Consider the following 18,517-nt stretch of genomic DNA (forward strand, 5'->3'; position numbering starts at 1 on the left):
GGTCTAGCAAGATCTCAGGCTCGCCAACCTAGCGTTACTTTGCGCCAAGTACAGCCACGAGGAAATCATCGGCCGGCGCGTGAAAGTTCCACGTTGAGTAGCGTTGCTGAATCAGAAGATCAGCCCGCTGTGCGTCAGCTTCAAATTGCTCAAAGTCGTACCCCCTGTTGGCTCCGAATCCCACAATCAAGCGACCGTCGGGAGCAAGAAATTGACCCAGGCGTTTTAAGGCGGGCAAGCGTTCGGCTTCGGACAGGAACGTCAGAACGTTTCCTGCACAAACGATGACATCAAAATCAACCGGACCTGAGGTAATGTCTTGGGGACTAAAACTCGCCAGATTACCCAGAAACCACGCGGCGTTGGGATAGTCCTGACGGGCTACCTCGATCAGATCGGGGTCAAGGTCCACACCAACGACGTTATGCCCTTGTTCGGCGAGCCAACCGGCGATCCGACCGGTTCCACACCCAGCATCAAGAATTCGACTGCCGCGTTGTGCCAACGCATCAACGGCGCGGGCTTCGCCAAAAATGTCTTTTCCTTCGGCCACTAAGTTTCGCCAGCGCTGCGCATAGTTTTTTGCGTGATCTGGATTGGCGCGACGGGTCGCAAGCCAAAGATTTTCTTCCGGGGCACTCATGCCTCCAGTTTGCCACGAGTGAGCACCAGTCACGGCATACGAAAAAACCCGTTGTTTTCGATCTTGACGATCAAAAACAACGGGTTTTCGTTGGTGGGCCCTACCGGGATCGAACCGATGACATTCACGGTGTAAACGTGACGCTCTACCAGCTGAGCTAAAGGCCCTCCTACAGTGAAGGACCAAGCAAATTTCTTTGCTTCATTCATTCTCTGCAACAAGAAATAATTTAGTACATGCCGAACTGACTTGGCAAATTGAGAACGGTATTTTTCGCAAAGAGTGCCGAGCGTCACTCTCCGGAAGCTGCCTTGGCTACTAACGGCGACCCCTAAACTGTCGGCACCTTTTGCGATACTTTCCCTATGAAAAGATCACTGGCAGTTGCCTCTCTCGCCCTATGTTTTGCACTGTCCGCTTGTGGCGGCCAGGCGCCGGCCTCCACACCAAGTGCAACAAGTGCAACAACTACATCCAGCACCGCGCAGCAAGGTCAGCAGGCAGAGCCTGTAGACCTCAGCGGAAAGTGGAAACAGAAAAATTCCATGGACGAAGACGCCTACCAACTGGCCACCATCAAAGGGGACGTCATCAGCATTGACTGGGTGACGAACAACGGAGACACAAAGTCAATTTACTGGGTTGGCACGTTTAAGGCTCCGAAGGCTGGCGCCGAATCATTTACCTGGACTTCTCAGCGTGATCAAAAGGCGACGGATAGCGCAATTATGGCCTCGGGCGACGACAGCAAGAAGTTTACGTTTATCAACGGCGAGATTTCCTATGAGGCCGGGATCATGGGCACAACAACTACGATGCGCCTGAGCAAGCAGTAGCCACTAGCTGAACAATCTGCGTGGAAACAAAAAATCCTCGATCCATGTGGATCGAGGATTTTTATTTGGTGGGCCCTACCGGGATCGAACCGATGACATTCACGGTGTAAACGTGACGCTCTACCAGCTGAGCTAAAGGCCCTAACCATGTTCGCTTTTGCAAGCCAACGAGGAATAACTTTACATAGATATTTTGGTTCTCGCAAATCGAGAGACCGGTATTTCTTGTGAACTGGCACACACTATGCCATTTCCCGTGAGTTACCGGGCCTCAATAGCGGATTGGTAGTCATCCATACTTCGAGGTGCAGTCATCGAACTGCTGAAAACTTCTTGCACAATCCCGTCAACTACCCACAGTGAGACCCTAGTGGCAACGCCAACATTTTCGTCGAAGGCGCCAGCCTTCAATGCCACCTGACCATGAGGCCAAAAGTCAGCAAGGAGATCAAACTGGATCCCAAGGGATTCAGCGTAGTTGCGCAGCGTGAATTTATGGTCGACCGAAATGCCAACCACCCGCACCTGGTGATCGGTGAAGTATTGCTGTTCTTCTTGAAATGCCGCCAGCTCTGAACCGCAAACTCGCGAAAATGCCCAAGGATAAAAGACAACCAGCACACGACCCTTTGACAGATCGGTGCTGGTAATCGTCTCACCATATTGATTTGATAGCGAGAAATCGAACAGGCGCGAACCTGTTTGAATCATTAGTTCTTCTTACGTGGGGCGAGGCGAACTGCAGACCAGTCCTCCGAAACACCTTCACTGGTAGTCACATGCAGGCCAGCGCTAGGCGCCTCCTGCTGAATTAGTGCTGGGGACACATGTCCGTCGCGGCCCTGCTTAGGTGTCAGTAACCAAACGATGCCGGTTTCGTCCAAGCAGTTGAGCGCGTCCATCAATGCGTCAACTAGATCTCCGTCGCCATCGCGCCACCAGAAGATAACTGCGTCGACAACGTCATGATCCTCTTCGGTGAGCAGTTCTGAACCAATCAGTTCCTCGATCGAGTCACGCAGATCGTAATCTACGTCATCGTCGTAACCCAGTTCCTGAATAAGGTTGTCATTTACGAAGCCCATCTTTTTAGCGGACTCCAAGTTTGCCGATACGGCGTCGCTCACTTCATTCCTCCTGCTGGTGCAAAGCGTTACTACCAACGAAACACGGTTTTCTCGTTCCATTCAAGCGCTAAGGCAATAACACGCCGAACAAATATAACCCACGATCCGGTGGTCCACATCATACCGACAGGGTCATTGGAGCAATAGCACCTATACGATATTGCTCAAGTCACTTTAAAAGTCATACTTAAGCGGATTTTCGCTCGTAATCATGACCCCACGCACCGGCAATTGACACTAGAGTTGCATATGAACCGACAGTGCACATCACTCCAGTGTTACTGCACCCGTTGTCCCAATACCGTTGCATCGCAGTGCAAAACTGCAACGTAGCGGAGCCGCAATTCAATCAAGGAGCTTCCGTGGCTGTAGAGGAACACATCTCCCAGATCCGTAGCGGGTTGACTTACCAGCTTTCAGATCAGGATCCTGAGGAAACTCAGGAATGGATGGACTCATTTGACTCTCTCGTAGAGTCCCAGGGCACCGAGCGTGCTCAGTTCATTATCCGCTCGCTGCTGCAGCGTGCAGGTGCCAAGTCCGTGGGCGTGCCCCATGTGACCACCACCGACTACGTGAACACTATTCCTGTAGATCAGGAACCAGAATTCCCGGGCGACGAAGCCATCGAACGCCGCTACCGCGCCTTTATGCGTTGGAATGCCGCCATCATGGTGCACCGCGCTCAGAACCCAGCAATCGGCGTTGGCGGACACATCTCCACCTACGCTGGTGCAGCCACCCTGTACGAAGTGGGCTTCAACCACTTCTTCCGCGGCAAGAACCACCCAGGTGGCGGCGATCAGGTCTTCTTCCAGGGCCACGCTTCCCCTGGTATGTACGCTCGCGCCTTCGTCGAAGGCCGCTTGTCCGAAGAGGACATGGACGGCTTCCGTCAGGAACACTCCAAGGAAGGCCACGCGCTACCTTCCTACCCACACCCACGCTCGCTTCCAGACTTCTGGGAATTCCCGACCGTGTCCATGGGTATTGGCCCAGCTAACGCGATCTACCAGGCACAGCTGAACCGCTACCTGCAGAACCGCGGCATCAAGGACACCTCCGACCAGCAGGTCTGGGCCTTCCTTGGCGACGGCGAAATGGACGAGCCAGAATCCCGCGGTTTCCTTCAGCTTGCAGCCAACGAAAAGTTGGACAACCTGAACTTCGTCATTAACTGCAACCTGCAGCGCCTTGACGGGCCGGTTCGCGGTAACGGCAAGATCATGCAGGAACTTGAAGCCTTCTTCCGCGGTGCCGGTTGGAACGTTATCAAGGTAACTTGGGGCCGCGAGTGGGATGCACTGCTCGAAGCCGACAAGTCCAACGCCTTGGTCGACATCATGAACCAGACCCCAGATGGCGACTACCAGACCTACAAGGCTGAGTCCGGCGCCTTCGTGCGTGAGCACTTCTTCGGTCAGCGTCCGGAAACCAAGGAATTGGTTGCCGACATGAGTGACGATGAGATCTGGAACCTCAAGCGCGGTGGCCACGACTACCACAAGGTCTACGCCGCCTATAAGGCAGCCGTAGAGTTCAAGGGCAAGCCAACTGTGATCCTGGCCAAGACGGTCAAGGGCTACGGGCTGGGTTCGCACTTCGAGGCTCGCAACGCGACCCACCAGATGAAGAAGCTGACCATGGAAGACCTCAAGGGCTTCCGCGATCACCTGCGCATCCCAATCACCGACGAGCAGCTCGAAGCCGACCTGTACTCGCCACCGTACTACCGCCCATCCGAGGACTCGGATGAGTACAAGTACCTGATGGAGCGTCGTTCGGCTCTGGGCGGTGCGGTACCAAGCCGCCGCAAGGAGACCTCGGTTAAGCTTCCACTGCCAGGCGACAAGGCTTACGCCATCGCCAAGCGTGGCTCGGGCAAGCAGCAGGCAGCCACCACCATGGCCTTTGTTCGTTTGCTCAAGGACCTGATGCGCGACAAGGAATTTGGTCACCGCATTGTGCCGATCGTCCCCGACGAATCGCGCACCTTCGGTATGGACTCGTTCTTCCCGACCGCAAAGATCTACAACCCAGCAGGTCAGAACTACCTATCCGTAGACCGCGACCTCGTCTTGGCCTACAAGGAGTCCCCTCAGGGCCAGCTGATCCACCCGGGCATCAACGAGGCCGGCGCCGTCGCAGCATTCACCGCTGCCGGTACCAGCTACTCGACCCACGACGAACCGCTGATCCCGATCTACGTGTTCTACTCGATGTTCGGCTTCCAGCGCACCGGTGACCAGTTCTGGGCTGCCGGCGACCAGATGACCCGTGGTTTCATCATCGGCGCTACCGCCGGCCGGACCACGCTAACCGGTGAAGGCCTGCAGCACGCCGACGGTCACTCGCCAATCCTGGCCTCGACCAACCCAGCAGTGATCACCTACGATCCTGCCTACGGTTACGAGATCGGGCACATCATGCGCTCCGGCCTGGATCGTATGTATGGCGGAACCCACCAGGATCCAAACGTGATGTACTACCTGACCGTGTACAACGAGCCAATCAGCCAGCCAGCTGAGCCGGAAAACGTTGACACCGAGGGCATCATCAAGGGTATCCACTTGCTCAAGGAAGCTACCACCGACGGCCCACGCGCACAGCTGCTGGCCTCCGGCGTGGCCGTGCCTTGGGCCCTGGAAGCTCAGCAGATCCTGGCCGACGAGTGGGGTGTATCTGCCGATGTTTGGTCGGTCACCTCGTGGAACGAGCTGGCTCGCGACGGCATGAACGCCGACGCCGAGGTACTCATCGATCCTTCCAAGGCTCGCCGTACCCCGTACGTGACCAGCAAGCTGGAGTCCACCCCGGGCCCAGTCATCGCGACCACCGACTACATGCGCGCAGTGCCTGAGCAGATCCGCCCGTACGTTCCAGGTGAATTCCACACCTTAGGCGCCGACGGATTCGGTTTCTCAGACACCCGTGCAGCAGCTCGTCGCTTCTTCAAGATCGACGCTCACTCGCTGGTCGTCCAGACCTTGCAGTCGCTGGTTGAGCGTGGCGAAATCCCTGCGGACACCGCAGTGAAGGCGCACGCCAAGTACGATCTGAACAACCCAAATGCCGGCAAGTCCGGCAATGCAGGTGGCGACGCGTAAGTCTCGCACTTGTGGCACCCAGTGCCCGGGTTTCTCCCAGCCCCGCTACGATTTTCTTCGTAGCGGGGCTGGCCGCTTAACATCCCGGGGTTAAGCACCTCAGCCAAAAATCCGCCGCCACATTCACATCCCTGTACAAAAGTCACTAAGCTTAAAGTATGAGTCCCGAACTCGATGCCGCCGCGTCGAAAAACCGAAGCAGCCACCAGCAGCCTCCCAGCGCCCAAACGCTGAAACGGCTCCAAAGCCACATCGGGGTTCTGTCCACCACGGCGCTGAAATATCTGGATCAGCAGCTACCGTGGTATCGCTCGCTGGAGCCCAACGAACGCGCCGCGCTGGGGCTGATCGCCCAAAAGGAATCTCCACCTTTGTCTCCTGGTATGAGGATCCCACGTCCTCGCCGGCCTGGGTGGTCACCGACGTTTTTGGTGCCGCCCCCACTGAACTGACCCGTTCGATCTCGCTGCAAAAAGCACTGGGTCTACTGCGCACCATCGTGGACGTGGTCGAATCCCAGGTTCCAGATATTGCCACCGAGGCCGAACAAGGGGCGCTGCGTGAAGCGGTGCTGCGCTACTCGCGAGAGGTCGCCTTTGCCGCTGCGGAAGTTTACGCGCGGGCAGCCGAAACCCGTGGTGCCTGGGACTCCCGGCTGGAAGCGCACGTGGTTGACGCGGTGCTGCACGGTGAACCCCATGACTCGCTAGCCTCGCGCATTGCCGCCATCGGCTGGAAGTCACAAAAAAACATTCGCATTTTGGTGGGCACCACCCCGTCCTCCAACTCAGCAACTTTCGTCGCCACCCTGCGCCGGGTGGCCACCCGCTACTCCCGGGACTCATTAATCGGGGTGCTCGGGGATCGCTCGGTATTAATGCTCTCCGACACCAATTTTGAGGACGTCGATCTCTCCCGCTTCACCCGCTTTTTGGCCACGGCCCACTGGTCTACTCCCCTTGGCCCCGGCAGTCAAAGAGATGCACCATGCCGCGGTGGCCGCGGTGGCCGGATATGCCGCAGCCCGCGCCTGGCCGCAGGCACCCAACCCGGTGAGCACCGACGATTTGTGGCCAGAACGCGCAGCCAATGGCGACGAGCTGGCCCGCACCGCGCTGATCGAACAGGTCTACCAGCCCTTGCAGCAGGCCTCCAATGGGTTGCTCGAAACGCTCTCCAGCTATCTGGCCCTGGGCCACTCCTTGGAAGGCACCGCTCGCGAACTTTTTGTACACGCCAATACGGTGCGCTACCGGCTCAAGCGTGTCACCGAAGTCACCGGCTGGGACCCATTGGTCCCTCGCGATGCCTTTGTGCTGCAATCGGCCCTGCTCTACGGCCGACTTCACGAAGTTAACTTGTAGGCGTCAACTTGTAGGCTTCACCCAAAGAACCTACGAGACGCAGAACACTAGTTTCTGCGCGTATGGCGCATTACTTGGGAACTTTGCTCGACCATAAGATAAGCTTTTGTAGAGTTCCTACAAACACTTCCCATGAGCTTGGTGTGCAAATGAAGCGCCAAAAGCTCCTAAAATTTGGAAAGCTGTAAGAGTGTTAGCAATCGTTTGCCCCGGACAGGGCTCCCAGACCCCAGGTTTCCTCGCCGAATGGCTCGAAGTTGAAGGTGTAGCCGATCACTTGGCTACCCTGAGTCAGATCACCGAGCGCGACCTCACCGCCCACGGCACCGTCTCCGACGAAGAGACCATCAAGGACACCGCCGTCGCGCAGCCGCTGATTGTGGCCGCCGGCTTGGTGACCGCTCGTGCACTGTTTGGCGACAGCCTGCCAGCAGGCGTGATTGTTGCCGGTCACTCGGTTGGCGAGATCACCGCTTCGGCTCTGGCCGGTGCGCTTGATGAGGCCGACGCGATGAACTTTGTGAAGGTTCGCGCCAACGCCATGGCGCAGGCTGCTGCGGCTACCCCGACCGGCATGGCCGCCGTGCTTGGCGGAGATCCAGACGAGGTCCTGGCCGCACTGGAGAGCTTTGGGCTCACCCCGGCTAATGCCAATGGTGGCGGACAGATCGTGGCCGCTGGCACGCTAGAGCAGCTGGCAGCGCTGGGCGAAAACCCACCAGCCAAGGCTCGCGTGATCCCACTCAAGGTTGCCGGCGCATTCCACACCGCGCACATGCAACCAGCGGTAGGCACCTTGGCAGAACTGGCCGGGACCATCACCCCAAAGGATCCAGCCTCCACGTTGCTCTCCAACTTCGACGGGCAGCCGGTCGCCGATGGATCGGCCAACTTGGATTCTTTGGTCGCCCAGGTTTCGCGCCCGGTTCGTTGGGATTTGTGCATGGAGACCCTGGCAGCAGCTGGCGTGACCGGTGTGCTGGAATTAGCCCCTGCAGGTACCTTGGTGGGCTTGGCCCGCCGTGGCCTGAAGGGTGTAAAGACTCTCGCGGTGAAGACCCCGGCTGATCTAGAGGCCGCCCAAGCCTTCATCGCCGAGCACACCAGCAACTAGCTACGCGAACTCAAAGATTTGTGCGCCTTACCCGCAATGATGCGGCAGGCAGGCTCATCTCTGACCTAAGCTTTAAAGCGATGAAACTGCGGAGCATTTGATGCACCACGGTTTTAGCAAACCGGCTCGTGAAGCATCCTGGTAACAGGAGCGGATCGGCCACTACGAACACCGGAGCCCTCCGGTCACTGAAGAAAAGGAGCCATCCATGGCTAGCAACGAAGAAATCCTGGCGGGCCTCGCCGAAATCGTCAACTCCGAGACCGGCCTGGACGAAGCAGACGTGCAGCTGGACAAGTCCTTCACCGAGGACCTGGACATCGACTCGATCTCGATGATGACCATCGTCGTAGAGGCCGAAGAGAAGTTCGACGTTAAGATTCCGGACGAAGAAGTCAAGAACCTGAAGACCGTAGGCGACGCAGTTAGCTTCATCGCCGGCGCACAGGCCTAAGCCTTCGGCGTTTATCGCCACCACCGTTGCATGGGTACGCCGTGCACATCGGCCGGTACGTAAAGCCGGCCCCCTAAATTTCTTAATCGCACAGTAGAGAGTTTGATGATGGCGCGCAAAGTAGTGATCACCGGTCTCGGAGCCACCACCCCAATCGGCGGGGACGTCCCCACCCTCTGGGAGAATGCTTTGAAGGGCGTCTCCGGCGCCGCAACCCTAGAGGATGATTGGGTGAAGGAATACGACCTGCCGGTCACCTTCGCAGCGCGTGCTTCCGTACAGCCAGCCGAGGTCCTCAGCCGCCCCGAAACCAAGCGCATGGACCCTTCGACCCAGTTCGCTGTCATCGCCTCGCGTGAAGCATGGGCCGACTCTGGCCTGAACAAGGAAGAGATCGATCAGAACAAGCTGGCCGTGGCATTTGCTACCGGCATCGGCGGCGTCTGGACCTTGCTCAACGCTTGGGACACCCTGCGCGAAAAGGGCCCGCGTCGTGTGCTGCCGATGACCGTACCAATGCTGATGCCTAACGGCCCAGCCGCAGCGGTCTCGCTGGATCTGGGCGCCGCTGGTGGAGCTCACACCCCCGTGTCGGCTTGCGCTTCGGGTACCGAGGCTATGCACGTTGGCCTGGAACTGATCCGCTCGGGCAAGGCTGATGTTGTGATGGTTGGTGGCGCTGAAGCTGCCATCCACCCAATGCCAATGGCTGCTTTTGCCTCCATGCACGCTCTCTCGCGCCGCAACGATGATCCAACCAAGGCTTCGCGTCCGTACGACGTGGACCGTGACGGCTTTGTGATGGGTGAAGGTGCCGGCGCCCTGGTGCTCGAATCCGAAGAGCACGCCCTGGCTCGTGGCGCACGCATCTACGCCGAGCTTGCAGGTTCCTCGGTCACCTCGGACGCGCACCACATCACCGCACCGGATCCAGAGGGTTCCGGTGCAACTCGTGCGCTGAAGGCAGCGATGTACGACGGCCGCATTCAGCCAGAGGACGTGGTGCACGTAAACGCACACGCCACCTCCACTCCGGTGGGCGACGCTCCTGAGTACACCGCCTTGAAGAATGCATTGGGCGATCAGCTCGAAAACGTTTGGGTTTCGGCAACCAAGTCCCAGATGGGTCACCTGCTCGGTGCTTCCGGTGCAGTGGAGTCCGTGCTCTGCGCACTGGCCGTGTACCACCGCACCACCCCGGTGACGATCAACTTGGACAACCAGGATCCAGCGATCCCGCTGAAGGTTGTGACCGGCGCTCCTCAGGCTCTTCGGGCCGAGGGCACCATCGTCGCACTGAACAACTCCTTCGGGTTCGGTGGCCACAACGCCGTTGTAGCAATCCGTAGCGTCTAGTAGTTCTCTCCGGCTAAACACATTTGGGCTGGCTCCAGGAATTTATTTCCGGAGCCAGCCCATTTTTGCTCTCTTGTCCCGGCTCACCCCGATATTTCAGGTGCTAACCTTTGTCTAACCCTGATTTCTCTTCGTTCGCGACCGCGCAACTAACCTGCAGGTCATTTTGCGCGTCGCGACACTGACTACCAGCCAAGGAGCAACCGTTATGCGTCAGCTGATCGCCACTTCATTCATTTCCCTCGACGGTGTTGTTGAAGCCCCTGGCGGTGAAGCTGACTACCGCAATACGGGCTGGAGCATGAATAGTGTTGCGTTCGATCCGGCCGCCTACGAGCTCAAGGGTACCGAACAGGGCGAGGCAACCGCCATGCTGCTCGGTCGAGTCAGCTACCAGGCATTTGCTCCGGTGTGGCCGAGCATGGACGACCAATTTCCGCTGTACAACGCTATGCCCAAGTACGTACTTTCCACCACGCTTGATGACAAGGATCTTATACAGAACTGGGGTGAGACCACCATCTTGCGATCGGTGGCTGATGTTGCACGTTTGCGTGCCGGTGAGGGCGGGCCGATTAGCATTCACGGTTCGGCCACGCTGGTCCGTTCACTTCAGGAGCATCACCTGATCGACCGGTACAACCTTTTGGTGTTCCCGGTGCTCTTGGGCGAAGGCAAGCGGCTCTTTAGCCAGGAATCTTTGGACGCACAGAAGCTGAAGCTGGTTGACTCGCAGGCTTACCCCAACGGGGTCCAGAAAAACGTATTTGATGTTGTTCGGTAGGAGCTGCGGGGGTTAGCGCGAGCAAATTTAGCGCAAAAGCCAGAAGTAGGACCCAATTTAGTATTGGGTCCTACTTCTTTTGGTAACAACCCCGCACCACCCGGGCTCAACTGGATGCAGTCGAAAACTCACCCAGAGACTAATTAACCAGTTGTTATACCACCTGGTTAAGCCATCGAACTGGAGCTTCGTCCCCAGCATGGCGGAATGGTTCGAGTTCTTCGTCCCAGGCTTCGCCTAGGGCCACGGACATCTCTTGGTAGAAGATCGAAGGATTGCCTTCGCCCTTTTCATAGGCCCAACGGATGCGCTCTTCGCTGACCATGATGTTGCCTGCAACATCGATAGTGGCATGGAAGATTCCCAGATCCGGGGTGACTGACCAACGGCTGCCATCGGCGCCGGGGCTCGGGTCTTCGGTGATTTCAAAGCGTAGGTGCTGCCAACCATGCATTTCGCTGGTGAGCAGAGCGCCGGTACCTTGAGGGCCTACCCACTGGATTTCGGCGCGACAAAAACCGGGTGCTACCTGCTGTTCCGTCCAGTCCATCTTGACTGGCGTCCCAAGCACAGACCCAATTGCCCATTCCAGATGTGGGCACAGCGCTGCAGGGGCGGAATGTACAAAAATCACGCCTCTGGTCATCGGTGCAGACATGCCATCCTCCGTTGCGGTGTTGATCGTCTTCCCCTACGTCAACATCGAACACGTGCTTTTGCCGCCGATACTTCTATTTTGCCCGATGAAGGGCACTTTTCGCCACCCGGTACGTCACTTTTCCCAGATAACTAGCAAATAATCATGCCCGAGGGTGTGCTTGGCGGTAACTTTGCCGCAATCGTTCCACCGAAACATGGGTATAGAGCTGGGTGGTGGCCAAGGATGCGTGACCAAGGAACTCCTGAACTGCGCGCAAATCAGCACCGCCGTCCAATAGATGTGTGGCCACAGTATGTCGCAGGGCGTGCGGCCCACTAGCCGAGGTGTCCCCCAACGACCGAAGGGCGGTAGCTATCACTTCACGAGCTTGCCGCACGTTGAGCCGGGCCCCACGGACTCCCACCAGGAGCGCATCCTCGGCCTGTTCGACGGCTAAAACCCGACGGTGAGACCTGATCCAGTCAATGATGACCCGCTCTGCTGGCTTGCCAAAAGGAACCATCCGCTCCTTGTTACCCTTACCGAGAACCTTCAGGGTTCGACGTTCAAAATCAATGTCGGCAACATCCAACGCAACAAGCTCACTAATGCGTAGCCCTGAGGCGTAGAGCAATTCAGCAATCACCTTGTCCCGGGATTTGACCGCCCTCGCTTTGGCATCATCAGGCTTCGCCTCGGCACTTGTTTCGGAATCACCGGATGGTGGTTCAGCCTGCGCGGCGGTCGCGGAGGGATCGGAAGGCTCGGAAGACAACAGTCGATCGATCTGGCTTGGCTGAAGCACATGCGGTAAGCGACGTTCCTTTTTCGGAGCGGCCAAACGCAGCGCCGGGTCGGTATCAACGAGGTCATGTTTGAGCGCCCAAGCGAAGAAGTTTTTCACCGCGGAGATACGCCGTGCCAAAGTGGTGCGCGAAATCTGCGACTCGTGGAGCAACGCGAGCCAATCGCGCAGCATCTCAACCGAAATCTGTTTCAGGCCCGGATCTTGCGCGCGGTCCTTGAGGAACTGCCCCAAGTTTCGCAGGTCAACGTCGTAGGCGCGCAGGGTATTCTCGCTGCGTCCTCGTTCGTGTTGCAGATATTCCAAATAATCGGCCACAGGCTCGGCAAATTTCGCAGACAGGCCCGTTGGTGCGGTGGTGGAAGGATCATGCTTCATCACCACCGAGCTTACCTGAGTCTGCTCAGGCGGCCGGACGAACCAACTTCCACGTCCTACCATCGGTGCTCGCCATGCCCAGTGCTTCAAGCTGGCCCACCGCTTGCAAGGTTTGAATCAGCGGGACCCCGCTTCGAGCCGAGATCTCGTCGATGACAAGGCCGCGGGCGAAGGACATGCAGTCATATACCATGCCTTCATCCCGACCCAGCCGATCCGTGGGACGTTCAATGCTCAACTGCTCCTGCACCGGTTGTGCGACACTTTCCGCACCAACAAGCCGCAGGGCATCCTGCGGACTAGTGAGCAACAGGGCGCTGCCTTCAGAAATCAGCCGATGGCAGCCAGCCGAATTTGGTGCAAAAACGCTACCGGGGACGGCTGCCACATCGCGACTGAGCTCTACCGCATGGCTTGCCGTGTTCAGTGCTCCGGAGCGATGCCTGGCTTCGGTGACAATCACGAGTCGACTCAGTGCCGCGATCAAACGGTTACGGTTCAGGAACCTGAATCGAGCCGAGGTGGTTCCCGGAGGCACCTCTGAAAGCAGGACTCCACGAGCGATCACCTGGTTGAGTAGGTTGCTGTTTCCCGAGGGATAGAGCCGGTCGATCCCTCCTGCCATCACCGAAATGGTCGCAGGGTTGGGGTGCTCCCATTGATCCACACTCAGGGCGGCGCGATGAGCGCTGGCATCGATGCCATAGGCACCGCCCGAAACCACGGTGTAGCCACGCAACGCAAGGGTGCGCCCCAGATCAAAAGTCACCTGGTCGCCATAGTCACTGGCATCGCGTGAGCCGACAATTGCGACGTTGCGCGACAGCTGTTGGCCGCTCAGCAACTCGGGATTGTTCGCTCGCCACCACAGGCACAGTGGTCTACCGAGGTTCAGCTCATCAACCTGGCTAGGCCAGCCGGGATCGGTGTTCAGTAGGAGTCCGCCACCATGGCGCGCCGCCATGTCTAGGACCGCCTGCGGGTTACTCAGGGAAAGTCGCTTGCGCCAACGAGTCAGGGCAACTTTGAGATCTTGGGCCATATTCGAGGAAGGTTTAAACCCGAGGATCTGATCTACCTGAGCTTTGAGTCCCTGCGGCACAAAGTCCTGACGCTGAATCAGCGTGAGTAGTTCGGACGGCGACATTAGCTCCAGTAATGCGGTGGCGGTGAAGTCGTTGGGTTCGATGAGCTGGTTGAGGTGGGCGATGACCAGCCGCTGCGCGCTGGTATTGGTGGTGAGAAGTTCGACGTTCTGGTTGCGTTGCATCGGGTGGTTCCTAACTGTTTTCTAGGCTTTGGCGCAGATGCGCGGCAATGGCTAAGTCGTCTTGGGTGGGTGCGTCATGCTGTTGCTGATCGGCAACCGTCCACGCCACGCGCAGTAGGCGATGGATGCCGCGAGCCGATAGACCACGCCGGGTGGCCAGCTGTTCGAGGGCCACTTGGGTTTTCGCCGGGTAGCGCAATTCTTGGCGCAGTACCCGAGTGGGGATTTGCGCGTTGCAACTCACGCCAAAGGTTTTCAGCCTGCCTTGGCTACGCTCGCGGGTGGCCAGCACTCGATCGCGCACTTTTTCACTGGACTCGTTCGGGGCGTTTTGCAGTAGCTGAGCTTGGGGCACCGGGTTAACCCGCACTTGTAGGTCTACGCGGTCAAGGATCGGCCCGGAAAGACGGGCGAAGTATCGGCGGCGAGCCATCGGAGTGCAGGTACAACCGGTGCCGGTGCCAAAGTTGCGTCCACAGGGGCACGGGTTGGAAGCGAGCAACAGCTGGAAGCGGGCAGGCAGTCGTTGGTGCCCTTTAGCGCGCGCAAGGTTGATGTAGCCCTCCTCGATGGGTTGGCGCAACGCGTCGAGCACACCAGAATTAAACTGGGCGGCTTCGTCGAGAAACAGCACACCTTGATGCGCCCGAGTGATGGCGCCGGGAATCAATTGGGAGGTTCCACCGCCGATCAACGCGGATAACGAGGCGGTGTGGTGCGGGGCGATAAACGGCGGGGTGCGTTGCAGTTGGGTCATTTCGCTCAACGCACCGTGCGTGATCGAGTGGACGGCGGTGGCCTCTAGGGCTTGCTGATCGTCAAGGGGCGCCATGATGGTTGGCAGGCACTTGGCGAGCATCGTTTTGCCGGCACCGGCGGGCCCCACCATGATCAGGTGATGTCCCCCGGCCGCCGCTAGTTCTAAGGCCAGCCTGGCTTCGTGCTGCCCGTTGACTAGTTGCAGATCCGCCTCTTCACTGGCCGCCGGTGTGATGGCGTTCTGTGTTCCGGCAGTTACTTGATCCGCGCGTGGATGGTGCAGATAGGTGCTCAGTAGTTCTCGCGGTGCCCCACAGTATTCAAGAACCTGGCCGAGGTGGTGGGCGGAAAAGATTTCCATGCCCGCAACGAGCCTGGCTTCGTGGGCGTTGGCTTCAGCCACAATCACCCGGCCGAGTCCATGTTCTTTGGCCAGTTGTACCGCCGGCAGCACCCCGGGCACCGGGCGCAACGTGCCATCCAGACCCAGCTCGGCGAGGTAGAGCGTGTTGGGGCTGGTGACTAGCTGTTGATCCGCGGCCAACGCAGCGGTAAGGATCGCTAAGTCAAAACCGGAACCATATTTGGGCAGGGTGGCCGGGGTGAGGTTCACCGTGAGTTTTCGGTTAGCCAGAGGGATCCCGGTATTGCGGGCTGCGGCCTTGATGCGTTCGCGTGCCTCGTTGAGCGAGGCGTCAGGCAGGCCGAGGATGATGAACCCGGGGATGCCGTTGCCAAGATCGGCCTCCACCTCGATCAACGACACGTTGACCCCGTGGATGGCCACCGCGGTAGTTCGGGCGGTACTCATGGTTGCACCGATTGGTGCAGGTCAAAGAGGTATTGGTCGCCCGAGGGATAGACTTCAACGATGTCGATGCGCGGTTGGGCGATGAACATTGCGTGCGCTTGGGCCCAGAGGATCAGTAATTTGTGCAGCCGGCGATACTTTTGCGCGTTGATCGCGTCAAAGCCGGTGCCGAAGCGCTGGCTGGAGCGAGTTTTGACCTCGATGGCCACGATCTGCCCGTTTCCGGCTCGGGCTACCGCGTCAAGCTCACCGGCCGAGCATCGCCAGTTGCGGTCGAGAATCTCATAGTCGTTGTGGCTTAGGTACTCGGCGGCGGCTTGTTCCCCGGCCGCCCCCAAGCGCTGTGCAGCAGTGCACATGATCGCTCCTGGATGTTCAAACTATCTGTAAGGAACATCCTGGGCTTGATCAGCACGCCATGGTGCGGTGTTGTGGCCGGTTGTGGATTACTGCGGTGGGGAATAAAGCGCAGCGAGTGGTTAGGAGTCGATGCCCTCTTTGGGGATCTGCAGTTCGTCGCGGTTCAGTTCCTCGACGTTGACGTCCTTAAAGGTCAGTACCTTCACGGCTTTAACAAAGCGGCCCTGCCGATAGATGTCCCAGACCCAGGCGTCGATGAGGTTCAGCTCGAAGTAGACCTCGCCGGCATTGCTCAGCGTTTTCACGTCAACCTGATTGGCCAGGTAAAAACGCCGTTCGGTTTCAACCACATAATTAAAGAGCCCCACCACGGTTTTGTACTCGCGGTACAGCTGTAGTTCCATATCGGACTCGTAATTTTCCAGGTCGTCGCCAGCCATCACTTTGCTTTCTTTGTTGTGGCTTCACCTTGGGCTGTGTTGGCCCCTGAAGTCAAGTTCCAGCTTTTGCGGTGGTAGTCGCACGGGCCCTGATCCACGATCGCCGCACGATGCGCAGCCGTGGCGTAGCCCTTATTAATTTCCCAGCCGAAGCTCGGGTAGCTTGAGGCCAGGTCGACCATGATCGCATCTCGTTCAACCTTGGCCAGAATGGAAGCCCCGGCGATCGCTTGGCAGGTCATATCGCCCTTGATGATGGTTCGCACCGGCAGGTGTAAACCCACCGGTTCTCGATCATCGGCCAATAGGTCAAAGAGGTCCGGCTCCGGGGCGGTCAACCAGTCGTAACTACCATCAAGCAAGATCGCCTCGGGTGCGACACAGCACTGCGCCGCGGCGCGGGAGCCGGCAAGACGCAGGGCTGCGGTGACACCAAGCTCATCAATTTCTTGGGCCGAGCTGTGCCCCACACCGTAGGCCACCGCCCATTGACGAACCTGCGGCACCAAATCAACCCTGGTTTCGGGACGCAAAAGTTTGGAGTCGCGTAGTTGTGGGAACTCGCTGACCGACTGAATGTCGATCACGGTCATGCCCACGGTGATGGGACCGGCCAAGGCCCCACGACCCACCTCATCCACCGCGCCAATGAAGCGCACCTGCTGCGTCGCGGCTAAGGCACGTTCATGATCGAGGGTGGTGGGCTGGTTTTTGGCCGAAATTTTAGTTGCTGGCACGTTAGTTGGCTGCCGGCTCGGGAACGTTGGAGAAGACCTCATCGTGGGAATCCACGGTGCCCCATCGCGAGGCTGGCCAGGAAATGATCGACGCGCGACCCTGCACGGAGTTTAGGTCCACAAATCCGCCCTGGATGTCGGTGTGGAAGCGTGAATCGGCGCTGGCTGCACGGTGATCGCCCATGACCCAGATCTTGCCTTGTGGCACGGTGACCGAGAATTCCATATCTGAGGGCTTGTTGCCCTGGTACACATATGGCTCGTCGATTTCTTCGCCGTTGATCTTCAATTTGCCGTCACTCTGCGAGTAGGAGACGGTGTCCCCCGGCATGCCGATGATGCGCTTGACCAGGTACTGCTCGTCGGCTGCGGGCAGGATTCCGACAAAGGAGAGCACGTTTTCAAAGGCGGTGGGCGATTGCTCTAGGGGCGGCAGCCAGCCCAGATCATCACGGAAGACGACCACGTCGCCGCGGTTCAGCTCAAAGGGACCGGGAACCATCAAGTTGGCGAAGATTCGGTCGTTGATTTCCAAGGTGCTTTCCATGGATCCCGAAGGAATGTAGTACGCGCGGAAGAAGAAGGTCTTGATCGCGAAGGAGAGCACCAACGCGATGACAACGATGATGACGATCTCGCGAACAAAGCGCCATATTTTGTATAGCGGTCCCGATTCGTGGGAATTTTCAGCTGGGGCGGCGCTCACAGTTCGATTTGTACCTTCCATTATCGCGTAACACCCCCATCTTACGTGCCCCAAGTTGTTCAATCGGTCATTGGGTGGTGCGGATCCTTGGGATGCGCCTGGCGACCGGTTAATTACCCGCCGCTGGGCGCGCTAATGGCCGGCCCGAATTTTCGGACCAGCCACTGTGCGCACCCTGACGGGATGGTGGTAGTTGGTTGGTGGTGGTTAGTTGCTCGCCGGTGAGCCGATGCCGCCGCTAGGTTCTAAGTCCACCGGAATCTCGCCGATCGGCTTCTCGGTCTTGATCAGTGTTTGAAGCGCGTCGATCTGGTTGCTATCCACTGAGAGCGTGAGGCCGCCGGTTTCCGGGTTCAGCGAGTAGGCGTGGATCGAGGAACTGATCGGGGTCTCCTGCTTGGATTGCCAGCTCATGATCTTGCCGATGGCCGCACGTAGCTCTTTGTTGCTGAACTTCACTACATGACCGATCGCCCCAGCATCTTCAATGATGATGGTCTTCGATTCATTGGTGGTAGACACGTGCAGCTTGCCGTCCTTGATCCAGCCCTGCACGTAGTCCTCGCCCAATTCCTTCGAGAGCTTCTCGTTGGTGTCCAATAGTGCAGTTTGGTCCACGGTGTTCTCGCTCGATTCTTCGGAAGGGTGGGCTGAGTGCGTGCTTGCTGACTCTTTGGTGCCCGGTTCCGCTTCTTGGCCACAGCCCGACAGCAGCAGGCTGGCCATGAGCGCCGTCGACGCCAGAGCTAATGGGGTGCGGGATGTTTTGGCGTTGAAATTCATTATTTCCACCTCAGTATTTTTTGCGTTGCCACAGCCTACCTAG

General features: G+C 58.2%; 18 protein-coding genes, 2 tRNA genes and 1 pseudogene. 7 read left to right on the forward strand and 14 right to left on the reverse strand.

Annotation, left to right across the window (positions count from 1 at the left end):
- Nucleotides 1–34: 34 nt before the first annotated feature.
- Together N6V40_RS12380 and N6V40_RS12385 are read right to left on the reverse strand one after the other, a co-directional pair.
- A complete protein-coding gene (locus N6V40_RS12380; RefSeq protein ID WP_262197839.1) occupies nt 35–643 on the reverse strand; it encodes a class I SAM-dependent methyltransferase in 609 nt (202 codons plus the stop codon).
- A 91-nt stretch (nt 644–734) separates the two neighbouring features.
- A tRNA-Val gene (locus tag N6V40_RS12385) sits at nt 735–810 on the reverse strand.
- 378 nt (nt 811–1,188) lie between these two features.
- On the opposite strand from N6V40_RS12385, the gene N6V40_RS12390 reads away from it, so the two are divergent.
- Nucleotides 1,189–1,479 (forward strand): hypothetical protein, encoded by a 291-nt coding sequence (locus N6V40_RS12390; RefSeq protein ID WP_262197840.1) that lies wholly within the window; start codon nt 1,189–1,191, stop codon nt 1,477–1,479.
- Between the two features lie 66 nt (nt 1,480–1,545).
- On the opposite strand, the gene N6V40_RS12395 is transcribed toward N6V40_RS12390, so the two are convergent.
- The 3 genes from N6V40_RS12395 to N6V40_RS12405 all read right to left on the reverse strand — a co-directional run bounded on the left by N6V40_RS12395 (nt 1,546) and on the right by N6V40_RS12405 (nt 2,564).
- Nucleotides 1,546–1,621 (reverse strand) — tRNA-Val (locus tag N6V40_RS12395).
- A gap of 119 nt (nt 1,622–1,740) precedes the next feature.
- Nucleotides 1,741–2,190 (reverse strand): redoxin domain-containing protein, encoded by a 450-nt coding sequence (locus N6V40_RS12400; RefSeq protein WP_262197841.1) that lies wholly within the window; start codon nt 2,188–2,190, stop codon nt 1,741–1,743.
- Nucleotides 2,190–2,564, reverse strand: coding sequence for a DUF3052 domain-containing protein (locus N6V40_RS12405; RefSeq protein ID WP_131089758.1), 375 nt, complete (start codon nt 2,562–2,564; stop codon nt 2,190–2,192). Before N6V40_RS12405 ends, N6V40_RS12400 begins: the two co-directional genes overlap by 1 nt.
- 404 nt (nt 2,565–2,968) lie before the next feature.
- Between N6V40_RS12405 and aceE the strand changes: the two genes are divergently transcribed.
- The 6 genes and pseudogenes from aceE (at nt 2,969) to N6V40_RS12445 (ending at nt 10,785) form a co-directional block, all read left to right on the forward strand.
- Entirely contained in the window at nt 2,969–5,713 is a 2,745-nt protein-coding gene (gene aceE / locus N6V40_RS12410) for a pyruvate dehydrogenase (acetyl-transferring), homodimeric type (protein WP_131088097.1), read from the forward strand.
- A 158-nt stretch (nt 5,714–5,871) separates the two neighbouring features.
- A pseudogene (locus tag N6V40_RS17735) lies at nt 5,872–7,077 on the forward strand (PucR family transcriptional regulator).
- Between the two features lie 190 nt (nt 7,078–7,267).
- Nucleotides 7,268–8,191 (forward strand): ACP S-malonyltransferase, encoded by a 924-nt coding sequence (locus N6V40_RS12430; RefSeq protein WP_262197844.1) that lies wholly within the window; start codon nt 7,268–7,270, stop codon nt 8,189–8,191.
- Nucleotides 8,192–8,399: 208 nt separating this feature from the next.
- Nucleotides 8,400–8,645 (forward strand): acyl carrier protein, encoded by a 246-nt coding sequence (locus tag N6V40_RS12435; RefSeq protein ID WP_131088094.1) that lies wholly within the window; start codon nt 8,400–8,402, stop codon nt 8,643–8,645.
- A 108-nt stretch (nt 8,646–8,753) separates the two neighbouring features.
- Entirely contained in the window at nt 8,754–10,001 is a 1,248-nt protein-coding gene (gene fabF / locus N6V40_RS12440) for a beta-ketoacyl-ACP synthase II (RefSeq protein ID WP_131088093.1), read from the forward strand.
- Between the two features lie 208 nt (nt 10,002–10,209).
- Complete coding sequence (locus tag N6V40_RS12445; protein ID WP_262197845.1) at nt 10,210–10,785, forward strand: dihydrofolate reductase family protein; 576 nt, start codon at nt 10,210–10,212, stop codon at nt 10,783–10,785.
- Nucleotides 10,786–10,939: 154 nt separating this feature from the next.
- Here N6V40_RS12445 and N6V40_RS12450 read toward each other — a convergent pair whose 3' ends face one another.
- The 9 genes from N6V40_RS12450 to N6V40_RS12490 all read right to left on the reverse strand — a co-directional run bounded on the left by N6V40_RS12450 (nt 10,940) and on the right by N6V40_RS12490 (nt 18,474).
- Nucleotides 10,940–11,443, reverse strand: coding sequence for a DUF3145 domain-containing protein (locus N6V40_RS12450; protein WP_131088091.1), 504 nt, complete (start codon nt 11,441–11,443; stop codon nt 10,940–10,942).
- 142 nt (nt 11,444–11,585) lie between these two features.
- Entirely contained in the window at nt 11,586–12,614 is a 1,029-nt protein-coding gene (locus N6V40_RS12455) for a tyrosine recombinase XerC (RefSeq protein WP_262197846.1), read from the reverse strand.
- A gap of 19 nt (nt 12,615–12,633) precedes the next feature.
- A complete protein-coding gene (dprA, locus tag N6V40_RS12460; protein WP_262197847.1) occupies nt 12,634–13,878 on the reverse strand; it encodes a DNA-processing protein DprA in 1,245 nt (414 codons plus the stop codon).
- Nucleotides 13,879–13,888: 10 nt separating this feature from the next.
- A complete protein-coding gene (locus N6V40_RS12465) occupies nt 13,889–15,448 on the reverse strand; it encodes a YifB family Mg chelatase-like AAA ATPase (protein ID WP_262197848.1) in 1,560 nt (519 codons plus the stop codon).
- Nucleotides 15,445–15,807: a YraN family protein gene (locus tag N6V40_RS12470; protein ID WP_131088088.1), complete on the reverse strand. Its 363-nt coding sequence runs from the start codon at nt 15,805–15,807 to the stop codon at nt 15,445–15,447. Before N6V40_RS12470 ends, N6V40_RS12465 begins: the two co-directional genes overlap by 4 nt.
- Before the next feature lie 120 nt (nt 15,808–15,927).
- Entirely contained in the window at nt 15,928–16,248 is a 321-nt protein-coding gene (locus tag N6V40_RS12475; RefSeq protein WP_131088087.1) for a DUF2469 domain-containing protein, read from the reverse strand.
- On the reverse strand, nt 16,248–16,985 hold the full coding sequence (locus N6V40_RS12480; protein ID WP_242632433.1) for a ribonuclease HII: 738 nt from the start codon (nt 16,983–16,985) through the stop codon (nt 16,248–16,250). Before N6V40_RS12480 ends, N6V40_RS12475 begins: the two co-directional genes overlap by 1 nt.
- A gap of 1 nt (nt 16,986) precedes the next feature.
- The gene (lepB, locus tag N6V40_RS12485) at nt 16,987–17,691 is read right to left on the reverse strand and encodes a signal peptidase I (RefSeq protein ID WP_242632432.1); all 705 of its coding nucleotides are present in this window, start codon (nt 17,689–17,691) and stop codon (nt 16,987–16,989) included.
- A gap of 207 nt (nt 17,692–17,898) precedes the next feature.
- The gene (locus N6V40_RS12490) at nt 17,899–18,474 is read right to left on the reverse strand and encodes a hypothetical protein (RefSeq protein WP_262197851.1); all 576 of its coding nucleotides are present in this window, start codon (nt 18,472–18,474) and stop codon (nt 17,899–17,901) included.
- Nucleotides 18,475–18,517 lie beyond the last annotated feature (43 nt).

The sequence above is a fragment of the Glutamicibacter sp. M10 genome, assembly GCF_025452055.1.
GTDB lineage: Bacteria > Actinomycetota > Actinomycetes > Actinomycetales > Micrococcaceae > Glutamicibacter.

Coding starts and splice junctions, on each gene's coding strand:
- N6V40_RS12445 (WP_262197845.1), top strand. CDS start 10,210: ATGCGTCAGCTGATCGCCACTTCATTCATTTCCCTCGACGGTGTTGTT.
- N6V40_RS12450 (WP_131088091.1), bottom strand. CDS start 11,443: ATGTCTGCACCGATGACCAGAGGCGTGATTTTTGTACATTCCGCCCCT.
- fabF (WP_131088093.1), top strand. CDS start 8,754: ATGGCGCGCAAAGTAGTGATCACCGGTCTCGGAGCCACCACCCCAATC.
- N6V40_RS12465 (WP_262197848.1), bottom strand. CDS start 15,448: ATGAGTACCGCCCGAACTACCGCGGTGGCCATCCACGGGGTCAACGTG.
- N6V40_RS12380 (WP_262197839.1), bottom strand. CDS start 643: ATGAGTGCCCCGGAAGAAAATCTTTGGCTTGCGACCCGTCGCGCCAAT.
- N6V40_RS12435 (WP_131088094.1), top strand. CDS start 8,400: ATGGCTAGCAACGAAGAAATCCTGGCGGGCCTCGCCGAAATCGTCAAC.
- N6V40_RS12475 (WP_131088087.1), bottom strand. CDS start 16,248: ATGGCTGGCGACGACCTGGAAAATTACGAGTCCGATATGGAACTACAG.
- N6V40_RS12470 (WP_131088088.1), bottom strand. CDS start 15,807: ATGTGCACTGCTGCACAGCGCTTGGGGGCGGCCGGGGAACAAGCCGCC.
- N6V40_RS12490 (WP_262197851.1), bottom strand. CDS start 18,474: ATGAATTTCAACGCCAAAACATCCCGCACCCCATTAGCTCTGGCGTCG.
- N6V40_RS12400 (WP_262197841.1), bottom strand. CDS start 2,190: ATGATTCAAACAGGTTCGCGCCTGTTCGATTTCTCGCTATCAAATCAA.
- N6V40_RS12390 (WP_262197840.1), top strand. CDS start 1,189: ATGGACGAAGACGCCTACCAACTGGCCACCATCAAAGGGGACGTCATC.
- dprA (WP_262197847.1), bottom strand. CDS start 13,878: ATGCAACGCAACCAGAACGTCGAACTTCTCACCACCAATACCAGCGCG.
- N6V40_RS12405 (WP_131089758.1), bottom strand. CDS start 2,564: ATGGGCTTCGTAAATGACAACCTTATTCAGGAACTGGGTTACGACGAT.